We start from the raw sequence: 17,359 nt of genomic DNA on the forward strand, positions 1-17,359 counted from the left end.
CTCAGACGCTCTCCCTCGCTGCGCGTATTTGTTTAAGGGCTTCCCGGAAATGCTGCCAGTCAAATGCCGGTCCAGGGTCGCTTTTCCGGCCCGGGGCAATATCGCTATGGCCGACAATGCGACTGGCAATGATGTCGGGCCAGGCCAGCATGATGAGATCGGCGGCACGTGCCAACTGATGATATTGCCCGGAGGTATAAGGAACGTCATCGGTGCCCTCCAGCTCAATCCCGATGGAGAAGTCGTTGCATTCTTCCTGCCCCTGAAAACTCGATCTGCCCGCATGCCAGGCGCGATCAAGCAGGCTGACAAACTGGACAACGTCTCCATCACGACGAATCAGCAGGTGAGCCGAGACCTGAATGCCTTCAATGGTCCGGAAATAGGGATGGGCCGAATGATCAAGACAATTACAGAAGAAGTCTTCAATTTCCGGGCCGCCGAAACGCCCAGGAGGAAGGCTTATATTGTGCACAACCAGCAGGGAAATGGCAGCGCCATCAGGGCGAGGCCCGAAGTTTGGCGAGGGGCGCCAGCGGGCGAAGGGAATCTTCCCGGTTTCACGGAGCGCATTCCGGTCGGAACCGGAATCGGAAAGGTTCGCGGGCAAAATGTCTGAATCGGGCAAAATAATTCCAAAAGTTTCAGAGAATTACACTCCCTGATTGAATCACAAACCTGGCCCGGTTGCTACGAATCAATCTCTGCGGCTGTTCCTCAGGTTGTCGATAATTGACTCCAGTGCCCGATCAAAGATCAGGCCATCGTCCAGCATGGTGATTCGGCCCGCCTCCATGTCTGCGGCCAGGGCCTGTCGATGGTATTCGGCAACCTTGGCACCGCTTCTGTTGACGAAGATATACTTCCCGGTTGCCTTGATAAAAGCGGCGAGTTTACACCGGACCCGGGTTTCATTTCGGCTAAGTTCAATCCAGGCCCCCACCCGAAGGCTGTCCGCTTTTTCCTGCCACTGGGGTCCTACCGACCCCGTCACCCCGGGGCACTCAGGCTGTTCGGCAGCATCGTCCCTGGCAACCTCAACCGGTGATGCAGCAGGCTCTGCAATCGGTTCGCGCTCCCGGGATTGCTCCGGACTCCCAAGGCCGGCCGGCGCCGGGTCCTCCGGGCGCTCCGGTTCAGGCTGTACCAGATTGCCAGCCGGCAACTCGGAAGGGGGTTCTTCCCGTGGCGGTGCGGTCACAAGCTTCTGGAATACATCCACATGAGCCAGTTCCAGATCACGGATGGCGGCATCGGTGGCAAACGGATCCCAGGAAATTTCCTGCAGAGCCTTGCGCAGGTCATCAACAATGGCCGGAATGGCCCGCAACAACTCGCTGCGGGTTGAATCGCTGACCGGGCGGGGATCCACACTCCAGACCAGCTGTTCCGTCAGGTTGCTGGCATGTCGCCAGCGGTCACTGTCTTCGCCCTCCCGAAGAACAACCCACTGCAGGTACCGGACCCAGGCCTCGTTGAGCAAACCGGTGACCGGCTCCGGAACAGCATGCTTTTCAGTCAGCTCCCGCACCAGGCCTTCTGCTGCCTCCGAAGCACGCTCCTGGCGGGCCCGCCCCTCTTCCGCATCCCGAAGGCGCTGCTCCACGAGTTCCCGGCGACGGCGATCCAGGTCCATGAAGTGACTGAAATCCTTCAGCAACTCCTCGAACAGGGCTACGTTGTCAGTGAATTCATTCAGGACACGGTCGACTACAGCTTCAATCTTTTCCCGAAGGGGGTCCCGCTGGCCGGTTTTTTTCTCGGTCCACCCGATCGCGGACAAAGCCAGCTCATTAAGCAGCTTGCGAACCGGGTGACCGCCCCGGTTGAAAAAATTCCTGTCACTGAGAGCGACTTTCAGCACCGGAATCTGCAGGCGCCCGATCAATACCTTCATGACCGGATGCAGTTGCCGATCCTCCAGGATAAAATCGAACAACATGGACACCAGATTGATTACATCGCTGTCCACCTGCCCCGGGTTCAGGCTCTGCCCATCCCCAGCCCGAAGAATGGGTTGTAACTGCTCGTTAAGGGGCATGACGACACTCTCGCCCCAGTGTCGGCTGTTGGCCTGTGCTTCCGTCAGGCGTGCCATGAGGCGCTCCGTATCAATGCAGCCCTCACCACCATGGCCCCGGCCGCCGGATACGGCGCCCCCCTGATGCAACAGTGCACTAAGCTCGGAGAAGGTCGCCCGGGACGATGGCCCGCCATAACCTCCACCGGCAGGGCCCGGCGAGACATCAGCACCGGAAGGTTCACCCGTGCCACCAGCTCCGGGCCGTTGACCGGACCGGGCTGGCCCCCTTCCGACCGGCGGACGAGTCATCTCCGGCAACACCCCCTCATCGATCAGCGTCCGGTTCGCCTCCTGGTAGAAGTCGCCCAGTGTATCGGCAAGCAGGCGGTCGAACAGCTTGAGGACCACCAGCTTGGCCCGTATGTCTATGTCAAGATCAGCGCAGGCTTCAGCCACTCCGCCACAGATAACGTCCGGGCTCAGGGGCATCTGCGCATCTTTCAGTTGAATACCCGGTACCAAATGGCCGACCCGCACGGTCAACAGGCGGATCTGTTCAGGGTAGCGATTCCGGAGCTTGTTAATCAGGTTATCGATGGCAACCTGCTGTTCCAGCTGTGAATGGTCCACCAGACTGAGAGAATCCTGGTCGATGTCCTCCAGAGAGCCGGCCGCCTGTTGGGGCAGGAACTTTCCGATTTCGTTGAACGCCTGGCTGACATACTGGAGTATCGACACCACCATGGCCTTGCGGCGCAGCCTGAGCTCACGCATGGCATCAAAATAGACTGTCTGGTCGAGGTTGGTACCTGCCCGGTCGGCGAGTTCGAACAGGGCATCGTCGGCGCGATCAAAAAATCTGGCAAGAACAGATTTCAGTGACTGACCCGAGGCATCACGCAGGCGAACCAGCGCAGCCGGCAAGGAAAACCGGGCAGGCGGTTTCTGGCCTGAAAAGCTGACAACCTTGTTATCGTGCGCCATAGCTGCTCCAGGTTCTGATCGGCCAATATCGGAATTTCTGTCCACCTCACATGATACGAGCTGCCTGCGTCAGGTTGTGTCAGAATTTGTCACCTTTTGTGTAGACCTGACCTATATCACACTTTAGCAACCCAGCTTTATAGAGTAGCAGGCAGGGGGCGAACGTTTGGCGATTGCCCGAGTGCCCTATAGAATAACCGGCCTTGACACTGTTCCACCCCAAACCACCGGATGCCCTTCCCTATGATCACCACAGAAATCCTCCGCCAGGCCAGAATCGAAAATGTTGCCCAGAGTCTGCGCGAAGATATCGGGGACGGCGACATCACGGCAAAGCTTATACCGCCGGAAAAGCGCGCCAGCGGCCGGGTTATTACCCGGGAAGCCGCCACCATTGCCGGTCGCCAGTGGGTTGAAGAGGTTTTCCGGCAGGTTGATCCTTCGGTGACGCTTACCTGGCAGGTTACCGATGGCGAAACCGTGCCGCCCGATCAGGTACTTTTCACCATGGAAGGCCCCGCGAGAAGCTTGCTTACCTCGGAACGATCAGCGCTCAACTGGTTACAGACCCTCTCCGGCGTTGCCACCGCCTGTGCCGGATATGCAGCCAGGGTGGCCCATACTGGTGTTCGCCTGCTTGATACCCGGAAAACCCTGCCCGGGCTGCGCCTGGCCCAGAAATACGCGGTTACCTGTGGCGGCTGTTACAACCATCGCATCGGCCTGTGGGATGCGTTTCTGATCAAGGAAAACCACATTGCCGCGTGCGGTTCCATAGCCGATGCCATTCTGGCGGCTCACCGGATTGCACCGGGCAAACCCGTTGAAGTGGAAACCGAAAACCTTGACGAACTGGACCAGGCCCTGAATGCAGGGGCAGACATCATCATGCTGGACGAGTTCTCGCTGCAAGACATGCGCACAGCGGTTGCCAGGACCGCTGGCAGGGCAAAACTTGAGGCCTCTGGCGGGATTAACTCAACCACCCTGGTTCCGATCGCGGAAACCGGCGTGGACTTCATCTCGATTGGCGCGCTGACCAAAGACATCAGGGCCGTGGATCTGTCCATGAGGCTGGACTGATCAGCCTCCGGACAGCAAACGGTCGATTGTCTCCAACTCCCTGACCAGCTCGCTCCCGGGCTCTGGCCGGCCACGAAAATGCTCCTCAGCCATGGGCGCTATGCCGGAAACCGCCGGCAGCGGGTGGTCGTGCGCAATCAACTCTTTCATTCTGGCCACAAACACAAACTGCAGCCACTGGTAAAACTCCAGGGTATCGATACAAAATGGCTTGGTGCTCTGAAAAGCCTCTTCAGGCGGCAACTCCGACGCCCAAAGCCCGAGTTGACGTAATTCCACCTCAATGCTCAACAGGCTGTCTGCAACCTGCCTGATCGGATTATCGGGCCTGGTCATATCAGTCTCGCTTCAATCAATCAGTGGCTCCAGCTCCACTGTTTCGCCATGCAGAACCCGAAACAGGTCCTCGTACTGGCGTGTCAGAGGGTGCTTGGGCGCCATATGAATCAGGGGCTGCCGGCTCTGATGGGACTCTTTCATTTTCACGGAACTCGATAGCCTTACCGGCAACACAGGCAAGCCCTCTTCGATGAGCTCCCTGACCAGCTGCCTCGGCAAACTGGCCCGGGGCTGGAACTGATTGGCGATAATTCCCTCAACAACCAGGTCTTCGTTATGGTCTTCCTGAAGATCACGAATCTCATTGAGAATGTTGTACAGAGCCTGGCGGGAAAAATCGTCACAATCGAACGGTATCAGGCAGCGCTGGGCCGCAATAAGTGCGGACCGGGTATAAAAATTGAGCGCAGGCGCCGTATCGATGTAGATGGCGTCAAAGGTTTCCTCCAGCCTTTTAAGGGCTTCGCGCAGCTTGTAGATCTTGTGCTTGGCCTCCAGCTTGCGCTCAAGGAAGTCCAGCTCCGGACTGGATGGCATCACAAACAGGTTTTTGAACGGTGTCGCGTGAACGAATTCGTCCGGGCGGCGATTGAATACTGTAAATGCGACGGTCTGTTCAAGCAGATCGGCGGCGGTGTCCTTGAGCTCACTGGCCGGCTTCCCCAGCAAATAATGGGTGGAGTTCCCCTGGGGGTCCAGGTCCACAACCAAGGTTCGTTTTCCCCGAGCTGCACTGATAGCGGCAAGATTGCAGGCAATACTGGACTTGCCAACACCGCCTTTCTGGTTGAATACCACCCGTCTCATTTTGTCTCTCCCTTGATAAGCACGTATCGTTCTTTTGATGCCACTATAGCCTCGCGGGCTTTCACCACCCCATGACCGTTTTCACAAACGGGATCGTGAGTCTTCGCTGCGCCTGAAGCGAATTTTCATCCAGTATATCCAGAATGCCCAGCAAATCCCCAAGCCGCCTGGGAGCCCGGCGCATAATGTAGCCGGCGACGTCATCCGACATCACCAGACCACGCTTTTTCGCCCGCGCCATCAGAATCTTCAGTCGGTCATCGTCCCGGTAGATTCCCAACTGGATGGTCAGGCCGTGACTGAGCCGCGATACCAGATCTGGCAACTTGAATGGCAGGTTGGCGGGCAGATCCGACAAACTCACCAACAATAATCCGTCCTGGTCCTGTATCCGGTTATACAAATGGAATATGGCTTCCTCCCACAACAGGTCACCCGCAATGCGATCCAGGTCATCCAGACAAATCATTTCCTGGGCCTCAAGGCCGGAAAGTGCCTCGGGGCCAAAGGGCTGCAGCTCGGCAATACTGATGCAGACCGCAGCCTTGCCACGGTTTTCGCTGCGATGGCAAACCGCCTGCAGGAGGTGACTTTTCCCGGTATCGGCATCGCCGCACAGAGCAACCACAGGAACCCCGGTGGGCTGATTGCACGCCGCCTCCAGGCGCTTCGCCGCATCGGTATTGCGATCACCGTGGAAATTATCAAAACGCGCATCGTCACGCAGCCTGACGCCAAGAGCCAGTTGGGATTCACTCATGACCGCGTGGCCCTCCAGGCCCGCAAACCCCAGACACCAAGGTAATGAACACCACTGAACACCGCCGAGGCGGCTACCAGCAAGATACCGGCATCAACCACCCAGGGCGGCATGGGCAAATCCGCCAGCAGCATAATGATCGCCAGTGCCACCAGAATCTGAACGAAGGTATTCACCTTACCAGGGATACTTGGCTCCATATCATAGCGGCCAACGCCGTAATGGTACGCCAGCGCACCCGACACGATCAGCAGGTCCCGCCCCAGAACCACCATGAACAGCCAGACCGGCAAAACTGAGGTCAGCGTAAGCATGAGATACGCTGTGATCAGTAAGGCCTTGTCGGCAAGCGGATCGGCAATTGCCCCAAGCCTGGAACGCCAGTTAAAGTGCCGCGCCAGGAACCCGTCAATTGCATCCGTGCCGGCCGCGAGAAAAAAAATAACCAGCGCCCACCGGTAATCTCCGGCCAGCAGCGCGCCGGCAAAGGGAACGATCAGAAGAATCCGCAGAAACGTCAGGGCATTGGGAATCCAGCGCCAACTGTGCAAATTCAAAAGATCCCCTCCGGTTACACCTTACTCGCCGCCATCGGTCCCGATGACAGGAGACGGTTGCCAACGATAATACAGAATCTGGTACAGGGACTGGAACGCTTCCCTGGCCTCTTCTTCATCAACGGGCACCGGCTGATAGGTAAACAGGGAAGCATCCGCGGCCTCTTCCTCAGGTGATTGCTGATCCGGACCCGCCTGCTCCGGGTCCGCACTTGCGGTTGCGCCTTCAGCACTTGTTGCGGGCGACGGCGTCTGATTCAGTATTGTCATTTCAGCGGCATTCCCGGGCCCGTCCGGAAGATCAGATTCCATGGGGACAAACCGCGGATCCAGGGCGATGTACTCCCGAAGCTGGTCCAGCTCACCGGAGAAAGCCACTCGCAGGGTAAGCTGTTCATCCCGCACCCGGTGGGCCCCGACACTGACAACCGGTGTCAGGCTCTCCAGCACCTGATTGGCTCGCGCATAGCCTTCAAGCGAGGTAACGCCGCGCAGCACAATATCCACTTGTGGGGAGTCCCCCACTTCCGAAGCAGCGACAGCGTATCGGCTGGCGTATAACTCTGCCCAGCGGTCGATCATGGCCTCTGCCAGTGCCTCGGGGGTCTGGGCGACTACCGACTCCTCACCGGCATTCATGGCCATACCATCGAAGACCCAGCCGGCGCGCCACTGGCCGCCAGTGCGGCTGACCCGCACCAATGCAAGGACATCCTGGTCCAGATCCCGGGAGACCGACTTCACCCGATCAATGAACTGGCCCCAGATATCCGAGAGCAATTCACGATCCTTTGTGAAATCCGAAGGCGGCAGCGCCACCGGCAAACCTCGTTTCCTGGCGGCCTCATCGAACGCGGCCTGCCAGGTTCCAGCGTTTTCTTCCCGGGCGTCTCCAGCGACGTCCACCGCGGGCCGGGTTACCAGTGTTCGGGAGCCCCGATCCTCAGCCGCAATCCAGGCCAGGGTGAGCGGCCGGTTAGCACCCCATACCGGAGCATTGATGGATGCCAGTGCGCGGTTCACGCCTACAGCCCCGAAAGACATGCTCAGGATGCTCTGGCCGGATTCGTCCCGGGCGACCTGGTAGGAAAGCAGCAAGGACTCGGCGTCGGACAGAAGCGCTTCTGCACCGTCCATCGCCAGCACATCCCGGGTGCCAGAAACCCGGACAAGTACCTGGCTCAGCCCGTCGGCATACCCCTCGGCCAGTTGATCCGGCGCGGAACCCGCGACCGGCACCTTTGCCGAATACAGCCCGGGGACTGTCACCGCGGTGGCCGGGGCAGAAAATCCGGCCAGCAGAAACGTGAATAGCGCAAATACCCAAGTCATCGCTCGCACAGACCTGTGTGTCGGCTTTTGTCCTGATACTGACATGAAACACCCTGCAGTTCCCATGAATGGCGCATAGGATACACCATGCCCCGAGGCGTGAGTAGCGACGCCGGATTTCAGAAAAGCAAACTACATTTGGAGCCCCAAAGCGCAGCTGTTAAAATCCGGCGCCTGACCCACTGGCCAACGGTTAAGTACACCATGAGCGAATACAAGCCCTCCCTCACCTACCGCGATGCCGGCGTTGATATTGACGCCGGCAATGAACTCGTCAGCCGCATCAAGGACACCGCAGCCCGCACCCGCCGCCCGGAGGTTCTTGGCGGTCTCGGTGGCTTCGGCGCCATGGTCTCGATTCCCGCCGGATACAACGAACCGGTTCTGGTTTCCGGCACCGACGGGGTGGGCACCAAGCTGAGACTGGCCATGCGGCTCGACAAACACGACAGCATCGGGATTGATCTGGTTGCCATGTGCGTGAACGACCTGGTCGTCGGCGGGGCTGAACCGCTCTTTTTCCTGGATTATTACGCCACCGGCAAACTCAACGTCGATGTTGCCGCCCAGGTGGTTGCCGGAATCGGTGAGGGTTGCGAACAGGCCGGCTGTGCGCTGGTGGGCGGCGAGACCGCCGAGATGCCGGGCATGTACGAGGGCGACGACTACGACCTAGCGGGCTTCTGTGTGGGCGTTGCCGAGCGCAGCGAGATCATCGATGGCAGTAAGGTCCAGTCCGGCGATGTGCTGATTGCCCTGGGCTCCTCGGGCCCCCATTCCAACGGCTACTCCCTGATCCGGAAAATTCTGGAAGTAAGTAACGCCGATCTTGACCAGCCCATGGGCGAGACCACCCTGGCCAATGCCCTGATGGCACCCACACGGATTTACGTGAAAAACCTTCTTCAACTCATTCGTGAAGTGGACGTGCGTGCACTGTCCCATATCACCGGCGGCGGACTGCCAGAGAATATTCCCCGGGTACTGCCAAAGGGCAGCGTGGCCGCAATCGATACCGCCAGTTGGGCACTGCCTCCAGTGTTCCAGTGGCTCAAGGACAATGGCGGCGTGGCCAGTGAAGAGATGTATCGAACCTTCAACTGCGGTATCGGAATGATTGTCTGTGTACCGGCCAATCAGAAGGAGCTGGCCCTGGATACCCTGAAAGCATCAGGCGAGCATGCCTGGCAGGTGGGCTTGATCGAACGCGCAGACAACGATGAGGCAGATGCCTGCGTTCGCTACGCGCCGGGGCTGCTGTCCGCATGAAGGCAGATCAGACTCCGTTGCCGAAAATCCTGGTGCTTGCGTCTGGCAGCGGCACCAACCTCCAGGCATTGATTGATGCCAGTCGTGAGCGGGATTTCCCCGGACAAATCATTGCCGTCGGCTGCAATCAGCCCGGTGCCTTTGCCCTGGAACGTGCGGCCCAGGGCAACATCGAAACGTTTGTGGTCAACCACAGGAACTTCGAATCCCGGGACGAGTTTGACGCCTCGCTTATGGCAGAAATCCTTCGCTACAACCCGGACCTGATCGTACTCGCCGGCTTCATGCGGATTCTGACCACCGATTTTGTCCGGGCTTTCCGGGGCAAGATGCTGAACATTCACCCCTCCCTGCTGCCCAAGTACACCGGGCTGAACACTCACCGCCGGGCACTGGCAGCGGGCGATACGGTTCACGGCGCGTCCATCCACTTCGTGACCGAGGAGTTGGATGGCGGGCCGGTTATTGCCCAGGCCGAAGTGTCTGTTGCACCCGAAGACACGGCCGAAAGCCTCGCAGAAAAGGTTCAGGTGAAGGAACACATCCTTTATCCCATCGTGGTCCGCTGGTTCTGCGAGGGCCGGGTTCAGCTGGGCAGCAATTACGTCATGTTTGACGGCGAGCCCCTGAACGCGCCCATGCGCCTGCCCGACAGCTGATCACCCGCCTGAACGAATTGTCATCTCCGTATCTTACCCGGGCAGCTACACTATCGTCATTGATGACGGTATTTGTTCGGGTTCGGCAATATGCACTCACTAACGATCTCCAAACTCCGGGGCGCAGCATTACTGCTCTGCTTCGGCATTCTGGCAAGCCCTGTCCAGGCGGAATCGGGCACCGGGCTCACCCCCTTTGAAGCCAGCTACACAGCGGCCATGGAAAAAGGCGTCTCCCTTAATGGCACCGCAAAACGGACTCTGACCTCTCAGGGCAACGATATCTGGCTCTACCGAACCGATGTGGATTCCTTTATTGCCAGCATTGACGAATCCCTGATCCTCAGGTGGGAAAACGGCCGGGTCGTGCCGATGAGGTACCGCTACCACCTTTCCGGGTTTCTGATAAAGGATCGGAAGCATTCCATCGATTTCGACTGGTCGACAGGTGTGGCCACCGGAGAGTACAAGGGCAAGCGCTTTGAAATCGAACTGGAGGAAGGGGTCCTGGACCCGCTCGGCTACCAGCTCCAGCTGCATCAGGATATCCGTAACGGCGAACGTGACATGACCTACAAGGTCATTGATGGCCGGTCAGTTGATGAGGAGCGTTTCGCAGTCATAAACGGCGAGGCTACAAGCACCGGTGGCGACCGAACAGCCTTTCTGAAAGCGGAAAAGGTTCGGGAGGACTCGAAGCGCCAGACCCTGATGTGGTTCTCACCCGAACAGGATTTCCTTCTCGTGCGACTGCTTCAGGTGGAGCCGGACGGCAGCACCTACGAGCTGAAACTGAAAGCAGCGGATTTCGGGCCCTAAACCTCGCGCCCGGCCTCACGCCAAACGGCTTTGACCTCATCCGCGATGATCCGCAGACCTTCGGCAACCCGCTCATCGTCCTGGGAATAGGTGACGCGCAGGCACTCGTGCCGGTGTTTCCAGCCGTCCTCCGGCAGCCCCGGAAAGAAATAATGGCCGGAAACGACCAGCACACCACGGGCTTTCAGCCGCCGGTATAACTCAAGGCTGGTAATCGGCAGATCCGGGAACCACAGCCAGAGAAACATCGCGCCCTCCGGCTTGTGGAGATACCAGCGGCAACGATCTTCTCCCATGGCTTCCCGAAAAACGGCGACGGCCTTCTGCATTTTCGTCTTGTAGAACGGGCATACCACCTCGCGGCTCAGCGAGAGGATCTCGCCGGACCTGACCAGCGGTTCCGCCAGCATGGCTCCGAAACTGCCCGTGGCCAGATTAATGATGGCGTTAATGCCCGAGAGCGCCCTGATGATCGGCTCAGCGGCAATCACAATACCTGTACGCGCCGCTGGCAGTCCCAATTTCGACAGACTCAGGCAGAGGATAATCTGCTCGTTCCAGGTGGGCGTTGCGTCGACAAAAAGCAAGCTGGGAAACGGCGTGCCATAGGCTCCGTCAACGATCAGGGGCACGTCGTGGTCACGTGCCAGCTGCTCAAGACGCGCAAGCTCGTCGTCGGTCACCACATTGCCGGTCGGATTCGTGGGCCGCGACACGCAGATAGCGCCCGTCTCACCAGTGACTTCCACGGCATCAAAGTCCACCCGGTACTTGAATTCGTGGGCATCGGTAAAGGAAATATCCGGTCGGATCGCATGGAACAGACCAGGCTCGATGCCAGCGTCGGCATAGCCGATGTATTCCGGAGCCAGAGGCAACAGAATATGCTTGCGCTGACCTTCACCGTAGTCGCCGCCAAACATGTTGAACAACATAAAGAAGGCGGCCTGGCTGCCATTGGTAAGCGCGATGTTCCCGGGCTTCAGGCCCCAGGCGTACTCGCGGTTCAGCATCTCGGTGAGCGAGGCGATAAACTGCTTTTCGCCCTGGGGCGGATCGTAAATGCCCACCAGGCGCCGGACATCGCTTTCGCTGCGGCTCATATCCGCCAGAATTTCCTGCACTCGCTGCTGGATCTCGGGAATATGCCCGGGATTACCGCCACCCATCATGATCACGTCATCGCCGGATGCCATGGCGTTACCCAGATCATCCATCAGAGACGTGATACCGGCATCGGCGGTGAACTTGCGACCAAAAGCAGAGAGTTTCATGGGGTAAAATCCATCTGACCTGAACTGAAAATATCGGGTGATACCGGAAGTGTAGCTTGCTCCTGCACCTGGCGTTATTCGCTGAGCGAGATCCCCAGGTTACTGACGCCTTCGTTGGCTGCGTCCTCCCGAAGCCGGGTCACGAACTGATCGGTGGGCGTGCGCTGGCGCTTGAGGGCAAGCACCAGTTCCCGCTGGAAGGTCTTGTCGTCTTTCATCAGGGGGTGTTGATCCAGCAGGCGAACCAACTCGTCTTGGTCGAGATCTCCCCCCTCCGAAAGCTCAATGAAATTCATCACCGTTGCCGTGGCCATCTTCGAGGCGTCGGTTGCCCGGTGTTTACCCGGGTTCAGACGACTAAGCAGAGCCTGTTCCAGCAACTGGCAGAAATCGAAGGCCGGGTAGACGCCGTAGGCATCGAAAGCGTTCACATCCGGAGACAGGGTCTCCAGCTTTGCCAGCAGTTGAGGGATGGCGGATTCCGAGACATCCTTCTGGAGCAGGTCCCAGCCAAGGTCCAGCAACTGGCGCATTTTGGCACCGGTTTTCAGGCCGACGGCGTCTGCGAACAAGGCATAGTTGGGAAATGAGCGCTCAGCCAAAGCGAGCAGGAAGGCGCATTCACGCCAGCCCTGCAACTGTGAGACTGCTTTGAGGAACTGGTTGGCGTTCATGTCTTGGGCAGGGTTACGCCGGTCTGGCCGAAGTATTTGCCGCCCCGGTCTTTGTAGCTGGTCTCGCAGATCTCGTCGGATTCGAAGAAGAGCATCTGGGCCACGCCTTCGTTGGCGTAAATTTTGGCCGGCAGGTTGGTGGTGTTGGAAAACTCCAGGGTAACCTGACCTTCCCACTCGGGCTCAAGCGGAGTGACGTTGACGATGATGCCACAACGGGCGTAGGTGGATTTGCCGAGGCAGATGGTGAGTACGCTGCGTGGGATGCGAAAGTATTCCACGGTGCGGGCCAGGGCGAAGGAGTTTGGCGGGATAATGCAGACATCGCCGGTGTAGTTGACGAAGCTGTTTTCATCGAAGTTCTTCGGGTCCACGGTGGCGGAGTGGACGTTGGTGAAGATTTTGAATTCGTTGCTGCAGCGTACGTCATAGCCATAGCTGGAGGTGCCGTAGGAGATCACGCGGCCTTTTTCGGTTTCACGAACCTGTCCGCTTTCGTACGGTTCGATCATGCCGTTTTGTTCGGACATCCGGCGAATCCACTTGTCGGATTTGATGCTCATTGGCAAAGTCTCGTATTCACTGGGAAAAATTGAGGCGTAGTTTACCTGTTCCCTTGGGGTCTGTCGAAGCTTCCAGGGCTTACTTTTCTACATAGACTGTGGAGTCAGCGGGCGCAGGAAAAGCGGTCCAAAAACCGCTTCGAGCACATCCCTGTGGCTTGTCTCCGGCCTTCCCTGGCCTCCGACATTTTTGGACCGCTTTTCCTGCGCCCGCGAACGGCCCCTCGTTTTCGCCGCCCCGAACGCTCTCTTCTTGCTGCAGTTTTAGTGCTCGGTCACCGAAACACTTGATATCGAGCCGGAAAGGTTCCGTTCGCGGGTCGAGAGCTCAGCTCCGACTCTTCTGGCGATATCGCGATACCGCCGCGCTACTTCGGAGTCCGGTTCTACGATCACCGACGGGGTGCCGCCGTCGGTCTGTTCGCGGATGGTCATGTGCAGGGGCAGCTGACCCAGGAGCGTGGTGTTGTATTCTTCGGCGATGCGCTCGCCGCCGCCGTGGCCGAAGAGGGGCTCTTCGTGGCCGCAGTTGCTGCAGATGTGGACGCTCATGTTTTCGACAACGCCGAGCACGGGGATGTCGACTTTGCGGAACATTTCGATGCCTTTTTTACCGTCCAGCAGGGCGATGTCCTGGGGAGTGGTGACGATCACGGCGCCGGTGACGGGGACTTTCTGGGCCAGGGTGAGCTGGATGTCGCCGGTGCCGGGGGGCATGTCGACGATGAGGTAGTCGAGTTCGTTCCAGAGGGTCTGTTGCAGCAGTTGCATCACCGCGCCGCTGACCATGGGGCCGCGCCAGATCATGGGAGTTTTGTCGGTAACGACGAAGGCCATGGAGTTAGCCTGGAGGCCGTGGGCTTCCATGGGGACGAAGTATTTGTTTTCGCGGGTGTCGGGGCGTTTGCCTTCGGGGACGCCAAGCATCATGCCGATGCTGGGGCCGTGGATGTCAGCGTCGAGGATGCCAACTCTGGCGCCCTCAGCCTGGAGTGCCAGAGCGAGGTTGACGGCGGTGGTGGATTTACCGACACCACCCTTGCCGGAAGCGACTGCGATGATGTTTTTCACGCCGGGAACCGAGGGCAGGTCTTTTTGAACCTTATAGGCGTGGATTTTCTGGCCGACGTGAACGTCGGCACTCTCTACGCCATCGACGAATTCCAGCGCGCTGGTCACGATCTCCTTCAGCGCCCCGGCGATGCCTTTCGAGGGGTACGGCAGCTCAACCATGAGGGTCACTTTGCCTCTGTCGTCTGCGCCCAGGGATTTTACGGCACCCAATTCGTAGAGATCCTTGTTGAGGTACGGGTCGCGATACTCGCGGACCGCGGTTTGCAGGGCCTGCTCTGATATCTGTGTCATCGGGTTCTCCGGAATAAGCTAATGCGCGATTTTAAGCACGGAAACAGGTGATTCGGATGAAAAATATCTGCTCGGAAGGTATCATCTGTGCCCGTTTCTGACCATATGGGGTCTTTACCTGGCGCAATCAATTCCGACGGCCGCCAGGACCCCGTTTTGTCTTTCCAACCCGTATCAACATAAGGTTCGGACATCACCATGACGCAAGCGAGCAAACAACAGCGCGATATTCTGGTTACCAGCGCCCTGCCGTACGCCAACGGCCCTATCCATCTGGGCCACCTGCTGGAATACATTCAGACGGATATCTGGGTACGTTATCAGAAAATGCGTGGCCAGAACTGTTACTACGTTTGCGCCGACGATGCCCACGGCACGGCCATTATGCTCCGGGCCGAGCGGGAAGGCATCACGTCCGAGCAGCTGATTGACCGGATCCGCGATGAGCATCAGGAAGATTTCCGCGGCTTCCACATCCACTTTGATAACTACTACACCACCCACTCCGAGGAAAACCGCCAGTTCTCGGAGTACATTTACCGCCAGTTGCAGGAAAACGGGCACATTGCCACACGCAAGATCACCCAGTCCTACGACCCGGAAAAGAACATGTTCCTGGCGGACCGGTTTATCAAGGGTACTTGCCCGAAATGCAAAACCGAGGATCAGTATGGGGATAACTGTGAGGCCTGTGGCGCCACCTACACACCGGCGGAGCTGATCAACCCGCGCTCGGCCGTGTCCGGGGCGACGCCCATCGAGAAGGAGTCCGAGCACTATTTCTTCAAGCTGCCGGATTTTGCCGATTTCCTGGCGAAATGGACCCGTAGCGGCACATTGCAGCCACAGGTGGCCAACAAGCTGGCCGAGTGGCTGGATGCCGGGCTCCAGGAGTGGGACATTAGCCGTGATGCGCCCTACTTTGGTTTCGAGATCCCGGATGCCCCCGGCAAGTATTTCTATGTCTGGCTGGACGCCCCGATTGGCTACCTCGCCAGCTTCAAGGACCTGTGCAACCGGGAACGCATTGATTTCGAACACTTCTGGAAGGCCGATTCCACCGCCGAGGTGTACCATTTCATCGGCAAGGACATCATCAACTTTCACGCCCTGTTCTGGCCGTCCATGCTGCACGATGCCGGTTTCCGAACGCCAACGGCGGTCTGGGCCCATGGCTTTGTGACCGTGAACGGCAAGAAGATGTCCAAGTCCCGCGGCACCTTTATCATGGCCCGCACCTATCTGGACCACCTGAATCCGGAATACCTGCGTTACTACTTCGCGGCCAAGCTGACCGGCAGCGTCGATGATATGGACCTGAACCTGGAAGACTTTGCCGCCCGGGTGAACTCCGATCTGGTGGGCAAGGTGGTTAACATTGCCAGCCGCAGCGCTGGCTTTATCACCAAGCGGTTCGACGGCCAGCTGGGCCAGATCACCGAGCACGACAAGCTGAAGGAGTTTGTCGATGCCGGCCAGCAGATTGAGGAATTCTACGAAGCCCGTGAATTCGGCCGTGCCATGCGCCGGATCATGGAGTTGGCGGATATTGCCAATCAGTACGTTAATGACGAGCAGCCCTGGGTAATCGCCAAGCGGGAAGGCCAGGATGAGAATCTTCAGGCTATCTGCACCAACGCCATCAACATGTTTTATCTCCTGATGACCTACCTCGCACCGGTGCTGCCCAAGACCGCCGAGGCTTCCGAGGCGTTCCTGAACGCGAAGCTGGACTGGAACAAGCGTTCTGAGCTGCTGGGAAATCATCGCATCAACAAATTCAGGCCGCTGATGAACCGGGTGGACATGACCCAGATCGGGAAAATGCTGGACGCCTCAAAAGAGGAACTTCCCGCAGCGACCCGAGAACCGGCGCCGGCTGCCAGTCTGGAGCCGATCACCGACGAGATCGAATTCGAAGATTTCGCGAAAGTAGACCTCCGGATCGTTAAAATAGTGAAAGCCGAACAGGTTGAAGGCGCCGACAAGCTCCTTCGCCTCACCCTTGACGTGGGGCACGGCGACCGCAACGTGTTTGCTGGCATCAAGTCTGCTTACAGGCCGGAAGATCTTGAGGGCCGCCTGACCGTGATGGTTGCCAACCTCAAGCCCCGTAAAATGAAGTTCGGCCTGTCCGAGGGCATGGTTCTGGCAGCGGGGCCGGGGGGCAAGGAGATCTTTATCCTGTCTCCGGATTCCGGTGCCACGCCCGGCATGCGGATCATGTAACAACCGGCAGCCGGGTCTATGGAGCAAGGCATATGACCGAATACCTGCTGATTCTGGTCAGCACCATTCTGGTGAACAACTTTGTGCTGGTTCAGTTCCTGGGCCTGTGCCCGTTCATGGGCGTTTCCGGGAAGCTCGAAACGGCCATGGGCATGTCTCTTGCCACCACCTTCGTGCTGACTCTGGCGTCGTTATCCAGCTATCTTGTCTACACCTATCTGCTGGAGCCGCTGGACCTGGCCTTTCTAAGGACAATCACATTCATTCTGGTGATCGCCGTGGTGGTCCAGTTCACGGAAATGGTGGTGCACAAGACCAGCCCCCTGCTCTACCGGGTGCTGGGTATTTTCCTTCCCCTGATCACCACAAATTGCGCGGTGCTTGGGGTCGCTCTCCTGAACATTAACAAGAACAACAACTTTGTGGAGTCGGTTTTGTATGGTTTTGGCGCAGCGGCCGGCTTCTCCCTGGTCCTGGTCCTGTTTGCCGCCATGCGTGAACGCATCGCCGTTTCTGACGTTCCGGTTGCGTTTCGCGGGGCCGCGATCGGGCTGGTTACGGCCGGGCTGATGTCACTGGCGTTCCTGGGCTTTGGCGGCCTGGTCAGCGTTTGACGGGTAGC

Annotated in this window: 17 protein-coding genes; 6 read left to right on the forward strand and 11 right to left on the reverse strand. The window is 58.4% G+C overall.

Annotated features, from left to right (window positions below):
* Window position 1: 1 nt before the first annotated feature.
* Both ampD and QPL96_RS10985 read right to left on the reverse strand, forming a co-directional pair.
* Complete coding sequence (ampD, locus tag QPL96_RS10980) at window positions 2-628, reverse strand: 1,6-anhydro-N-acetylmuramyl-L-alanine amidase AmpD (RefSeq protein WP_303287416.1); 627 nt, start codon at window positions 626-628, stop codon at window positions 2-4.
* Window positions 629-697: 69 nt separating this feature from the next.
* Window positions 698-3,007: a DUF1631 domain-containing protein gene (locus QPL96_RS10985; RefSeq protein WP_303287417.1), complete on the reverse strand. Its 2,310-nt coding sequence runs from the start codon at window positions 3,005-3,007 to the stop codon at window positions 698-700.
* A 243-nt stretch (window positions 3,008-3,250) separates the two neighbouring features.
* On the opposite strand from QPL96_RS10985, the gene nadC reads away from it, so the two are divergent.
* On the forward strand, window positions 3,251-4,090 hold the full coding sequence (gene nadC / locus QPL96_RS10990; RefSeq protein ID WP_303287418.1) for a carboxylating nicotinate-nucleotide diphosphorylase: 840 nt from the start codon (window positions 3,251-3,253) through the stop codon (window positions 4,088-4,090).
* Here nadC and QPL96_RS10995 read toward each other — a convergent pair whose 3' ends face one another.
* The 5 genes from QPL96_RS10995 to QPL96_RS11015 form a co-directional block, all read right to left on the reverse strand.
* Complete coding sequence (locus tag QPL96_RS10995) at window positions 4,091-4,426, reverse strand: YqcC family protein (RefSeq protein WP_303287419.1); 336 nt, start codon at window positions 4,424-4,426, stop codon at window positions 4,091-4,093.
* A 12-nt stretch (window positions 4,427-4,438) separates the two neighbouring features.
* The gene (locus QPL96_RS11000) at window positions 4,439-5,236 is read right to left on the reverse strand and encodes a ParA family protein (RefSeq protein ID WP_303287420.1); all 798 of its coding nucleotides are present in this window, start codon (window positions 5,234-5,236) and stop codon (window positions 4,439-4,441) included.
* Between the two features lie 61 nt (window positions 5,237-5,297).
* Window positions 5,298-5,996 carry a DnaA regulatory inactivator Hda gene (gene hda, locus QPL96_RS11005; protein ID WP_303287421.1) on the reverse strand — a complete coding sequence of 233 codons (699 nt, stop codon included), beginning with the start codon at window positions 5,994-5,996 and terminating at the stop codon, window positions 5,298-5,300.
* On the reverse strand, window positions 5,993-6,553 hold the full coding sequence (locus QPL96_RS11010) for a CDP-alcohol phosphatidyltransferase family protein (RefSeq protein ID WP_303287422.1): 561 nt from the start codon (window positions 6,551-6,553) through the stop codon (window positions 5,993-5,995). Before QPL96_RS11010 ends, hda begins: the two co-directional genes overlap by 4 nt.
* A 21-nt stretch (window positions 6,554-6,574) precedes the next feature.
* Entirely contained in the window at window positions 6,575-7,885 is a 1,311-nt protein-coding gene (locus QPL96_RS11015) for a DUF2066 domain-containing protein (protein WP_303287423.1), read from the reverse strand.
* 204 nt (window positions 7,886-8,089) lie between these two features.
* Between QPL96_RS11015 and purM the strand changes: the two genes are divergently transcribed.
* From purM to QPL96_RS11030, 3 genes are all read left to right on the forward strand, one after another.
* Window positions 8,090-9,154 carry a phosphoribosylformylglycinamidine cyclo-ligase gene (gene purM, locus QPL96_RS11020; protein WP_303287424.1) on the forward strand — a complete coding sequence of 355 codons (1,065 nt, stop codon included), beginning with the start codon at window positions 8,090-8,092 and terminating at the stop codon, window positions 9,152-9,154.
* Complete coding sequence (gene purN, locus QPL96_RS11025; protein WP_303287425.1) at window positions 9,151-9,813, forward strand: phosphoribosylglycinamide formyltransferase; 663 nt, start codon at window positions 9,151-9,153, stop codon at window positions 9,811-9,813. The genes purM and purN overlap by 4 nt, the downstream gene beginning before the upstream one ends.
* 90 nt (window positions 9,814-9,903) lie before the next feature.
* Window positions 9,904-10,632, forward strand: coding sequence for a DUF3108 domain-containing protein (locus QPL96_RS11030; RefSeq protein ID WP_303287426.1), 729 nt, complete (start codon window positions 9,904-9,906; stop codon window positions 10,630-10,632).
* On the opposite strand, the gene QPL96_RS11035 is transcribed toward QPL96_RS11030, so the two are convergent.
* From QPL96_RS11035 to apbC, 4 genes are all read right to left on the reverse strand, one after another.
* The gene (locus QPL96_RS11035; protein WP_303287427.1) at window positions 10,629-11,906 is read right to left on the reverse strand and encodes a valine--pyruvate transaminase; all 1,278 of its coding nucleotides are present in this window, start codon (window positions 11,904-11,906) and stop codon (window positions 10,629-10,631) included. The genes QPL96_RS11030 and QPL96_RS11035 overlap by 4 nt on opposite strands.
* Window positions 11,907-11,980: 74 nt before the next feature.
* Window positions 11,981-12,580, reverse strand: coding sequence for a YjaG family protein (locus tag QPL96_RS11040; protein WP_303287428.1), 600 nt, complete (start codon window positions 12,578-12,580; stop codon window positions 11,981-11,983).
* A complete protein-coding gene (gene dcd / locus QPL96_RS11045) occupies window positions 12,577-13,143 on the reverse strand; it encodes a dCTP deaminase (RefSeq protein ID WP_117620179.1) in 567 nt (188 codons plus the stop codon). Before dcd ends, QPL96_RS11040 begins: the two co-directional genes overlap by 4 nt.
* 264 nt (window positions 13,144-13,407) lie before the next feature.
* On the reverse strand, window positions 13,408-14,508 hold the full coding sequence (gene apbC, locus QPL96_RS11050) for an iron-sulfur cluster carrier protein ApbC (protein ID WP_303287429.1): 1,101 nt from the start codon (window positions 14,506-14,508) through the stop codon (window positions 13,408-13,410).
* Between the two features lie 198 nt (window positions 14,509-14,706).
* Here apbC and metG point away from each other — a divergent pair, with 198 nt between their 5' ends.
* Together metG and rsxA are read left to right on the forward strand one after the other, a co-directional pair.
* The gene (metG, locus tag QPL96_RS11055; RefSeq protein ID WP_303287430.1) at window positions 14,707-16,737 is read left to right on the forward strand and encodes a methionine--tRNA ligase; all 2,031 of its coding nucleotides are present in this window, start codon (window positions 14,707-14,709) and stop codon (window positions 16,735-16,737) included.
* Between the two features lie 32 nt (window positions 16,738-16,769).
* A complete protein-coding gene (rsxA, locus tag QPL96_RS11060; RefSeq protein WP_303287431.1) occupies window positions 16,770-17,351 on the forward strand; it encodes an electron transport complex subunit RsxA in 582 nt (193 codons plus the stop codon).
* The last annotated feature ends 8 nt before the right edge of the window (window positions 17,352-17,359 follow it).

It is taken from the genome of Marinobacter sp. SS8-8, from assembly GCF_030540945.1.
In the GTDB taxonomy this organism is placed as follows: Bacteria; Pseudomonadota; Gammaproteobacteria; order Pseudomonadales; family Oleiphilaceae; genus Marinobacter.

What these genes read in the sequence shown, in the direction of transcription:
- nadC (WP_303287418.1), top strand. Translation starts at nt 3,251, where the DNA reads ATGATCACCACAGAAATCCTCCGCCAGGCCAGAATCGAAAATGTTGCC.
- QPL96_RS11000 (WP_303287420.1), bottom strand. Translation starts at nt 5,236, where the DNA reads ATGAGACGGGTGGTATTCAACCAGAAAGGCGGTGTTGGCAAGTCCAGT.
- purM (WP_303287424.1), top strand. Translation starts at nt 8,090, where the DNA reads ATGAGCGAATACAAGCCCTCCCTCACCTACCGCGATGCCGGCGTTGAT.
- hda (WP_303287421.1), bottom strand. Translation starts at nt 5,996, where the DNA reads ATGAGTGAATCCCAACTGGCTCTTGGCGTCAGGCTGCGTGACGATGCG.
- QPL96_RS10985 (WP_303287417.1), bottom strand. Translation starts at nt 3,007, where the DNA reads ATGGCGCACGATAACAAGGTTGTCAGCTTTTCAGGCCAGAAACCGCCT.
- QPL96_RS11030 (WP_303287426.1), top strand. Translation starts at nt 9,904, where the DNA reads ATGCACTCACTAACGATCTCCAAACTCCGGGGCGCAGCATTACTGCTC.
- dcd (WP_117620179.1), bottom strand. Translation starts at nt 13,143, where the DNA reads ATGAGCATCAAATCCGACAAGTGGATTCGCCGGATGTCCGAACAAAAC.
- QPL96_RS11040 (WP_303287428.1), bottom strand. Translation starts at nt 12,580, where the DNA reads ATGAACGCCAACCAGTTCCTCAAAGCAGTCTCACAGTTGCAGGGCTGG.
- rsxA (WP_303287431.1), top strand. Translation starts at nt 16,770, where the DNA reads ATGACCGAATACCTGCTGATTCTGGTCAGCACCATTCTGGTGAACAAC.
- QPL96_RS11035 (WP_303287427.1), bottom strand. Translation starts at nt 11,906, where the DNA reads ATGAAACTCTCTGCTTTTGGTCGCAAGTTCACCGCCGATGCCGGTATC.
- apbC (WP_303287429.1), bottom strand. Translation starts at nt 14,508, where the DNA reads ATGACACAGATATCAGAGCAGGCCCTGCAAACCGCGGTCCGCGAGTAT.
- metG (WP_303287430.1), top strand. Translation starts at nt 14,707, where the DNA reads ATGACGCAAGCGAGCAAACAACAGCGCGATATTCTGGTTACCAGCGCC.
- QPL96_RS10995 (WP_303287419.1), bottom strand. Translation starts at nt 4,426, where the DNA reads ATGACCAGGCCCGATAATCCGATCAGGCAGGTTGCAGACAGCCTGTTG.
- QPL96_RS11015 (WP_303287423.1), bottom strand. Translation starts at nt 7,885, where the DNA reads ATGACTTGGGTATTTGCGCTATTCACGTTTCTGCTGGCCGGATTTTCT.
- purN (WP_303287425.1), top strand. Translation starts at nt 9,151, where the DNA reads ATGAAGGCAGATCAGACTCCGTTGCCGAAAATCCTGGTGCTTGCGTCT.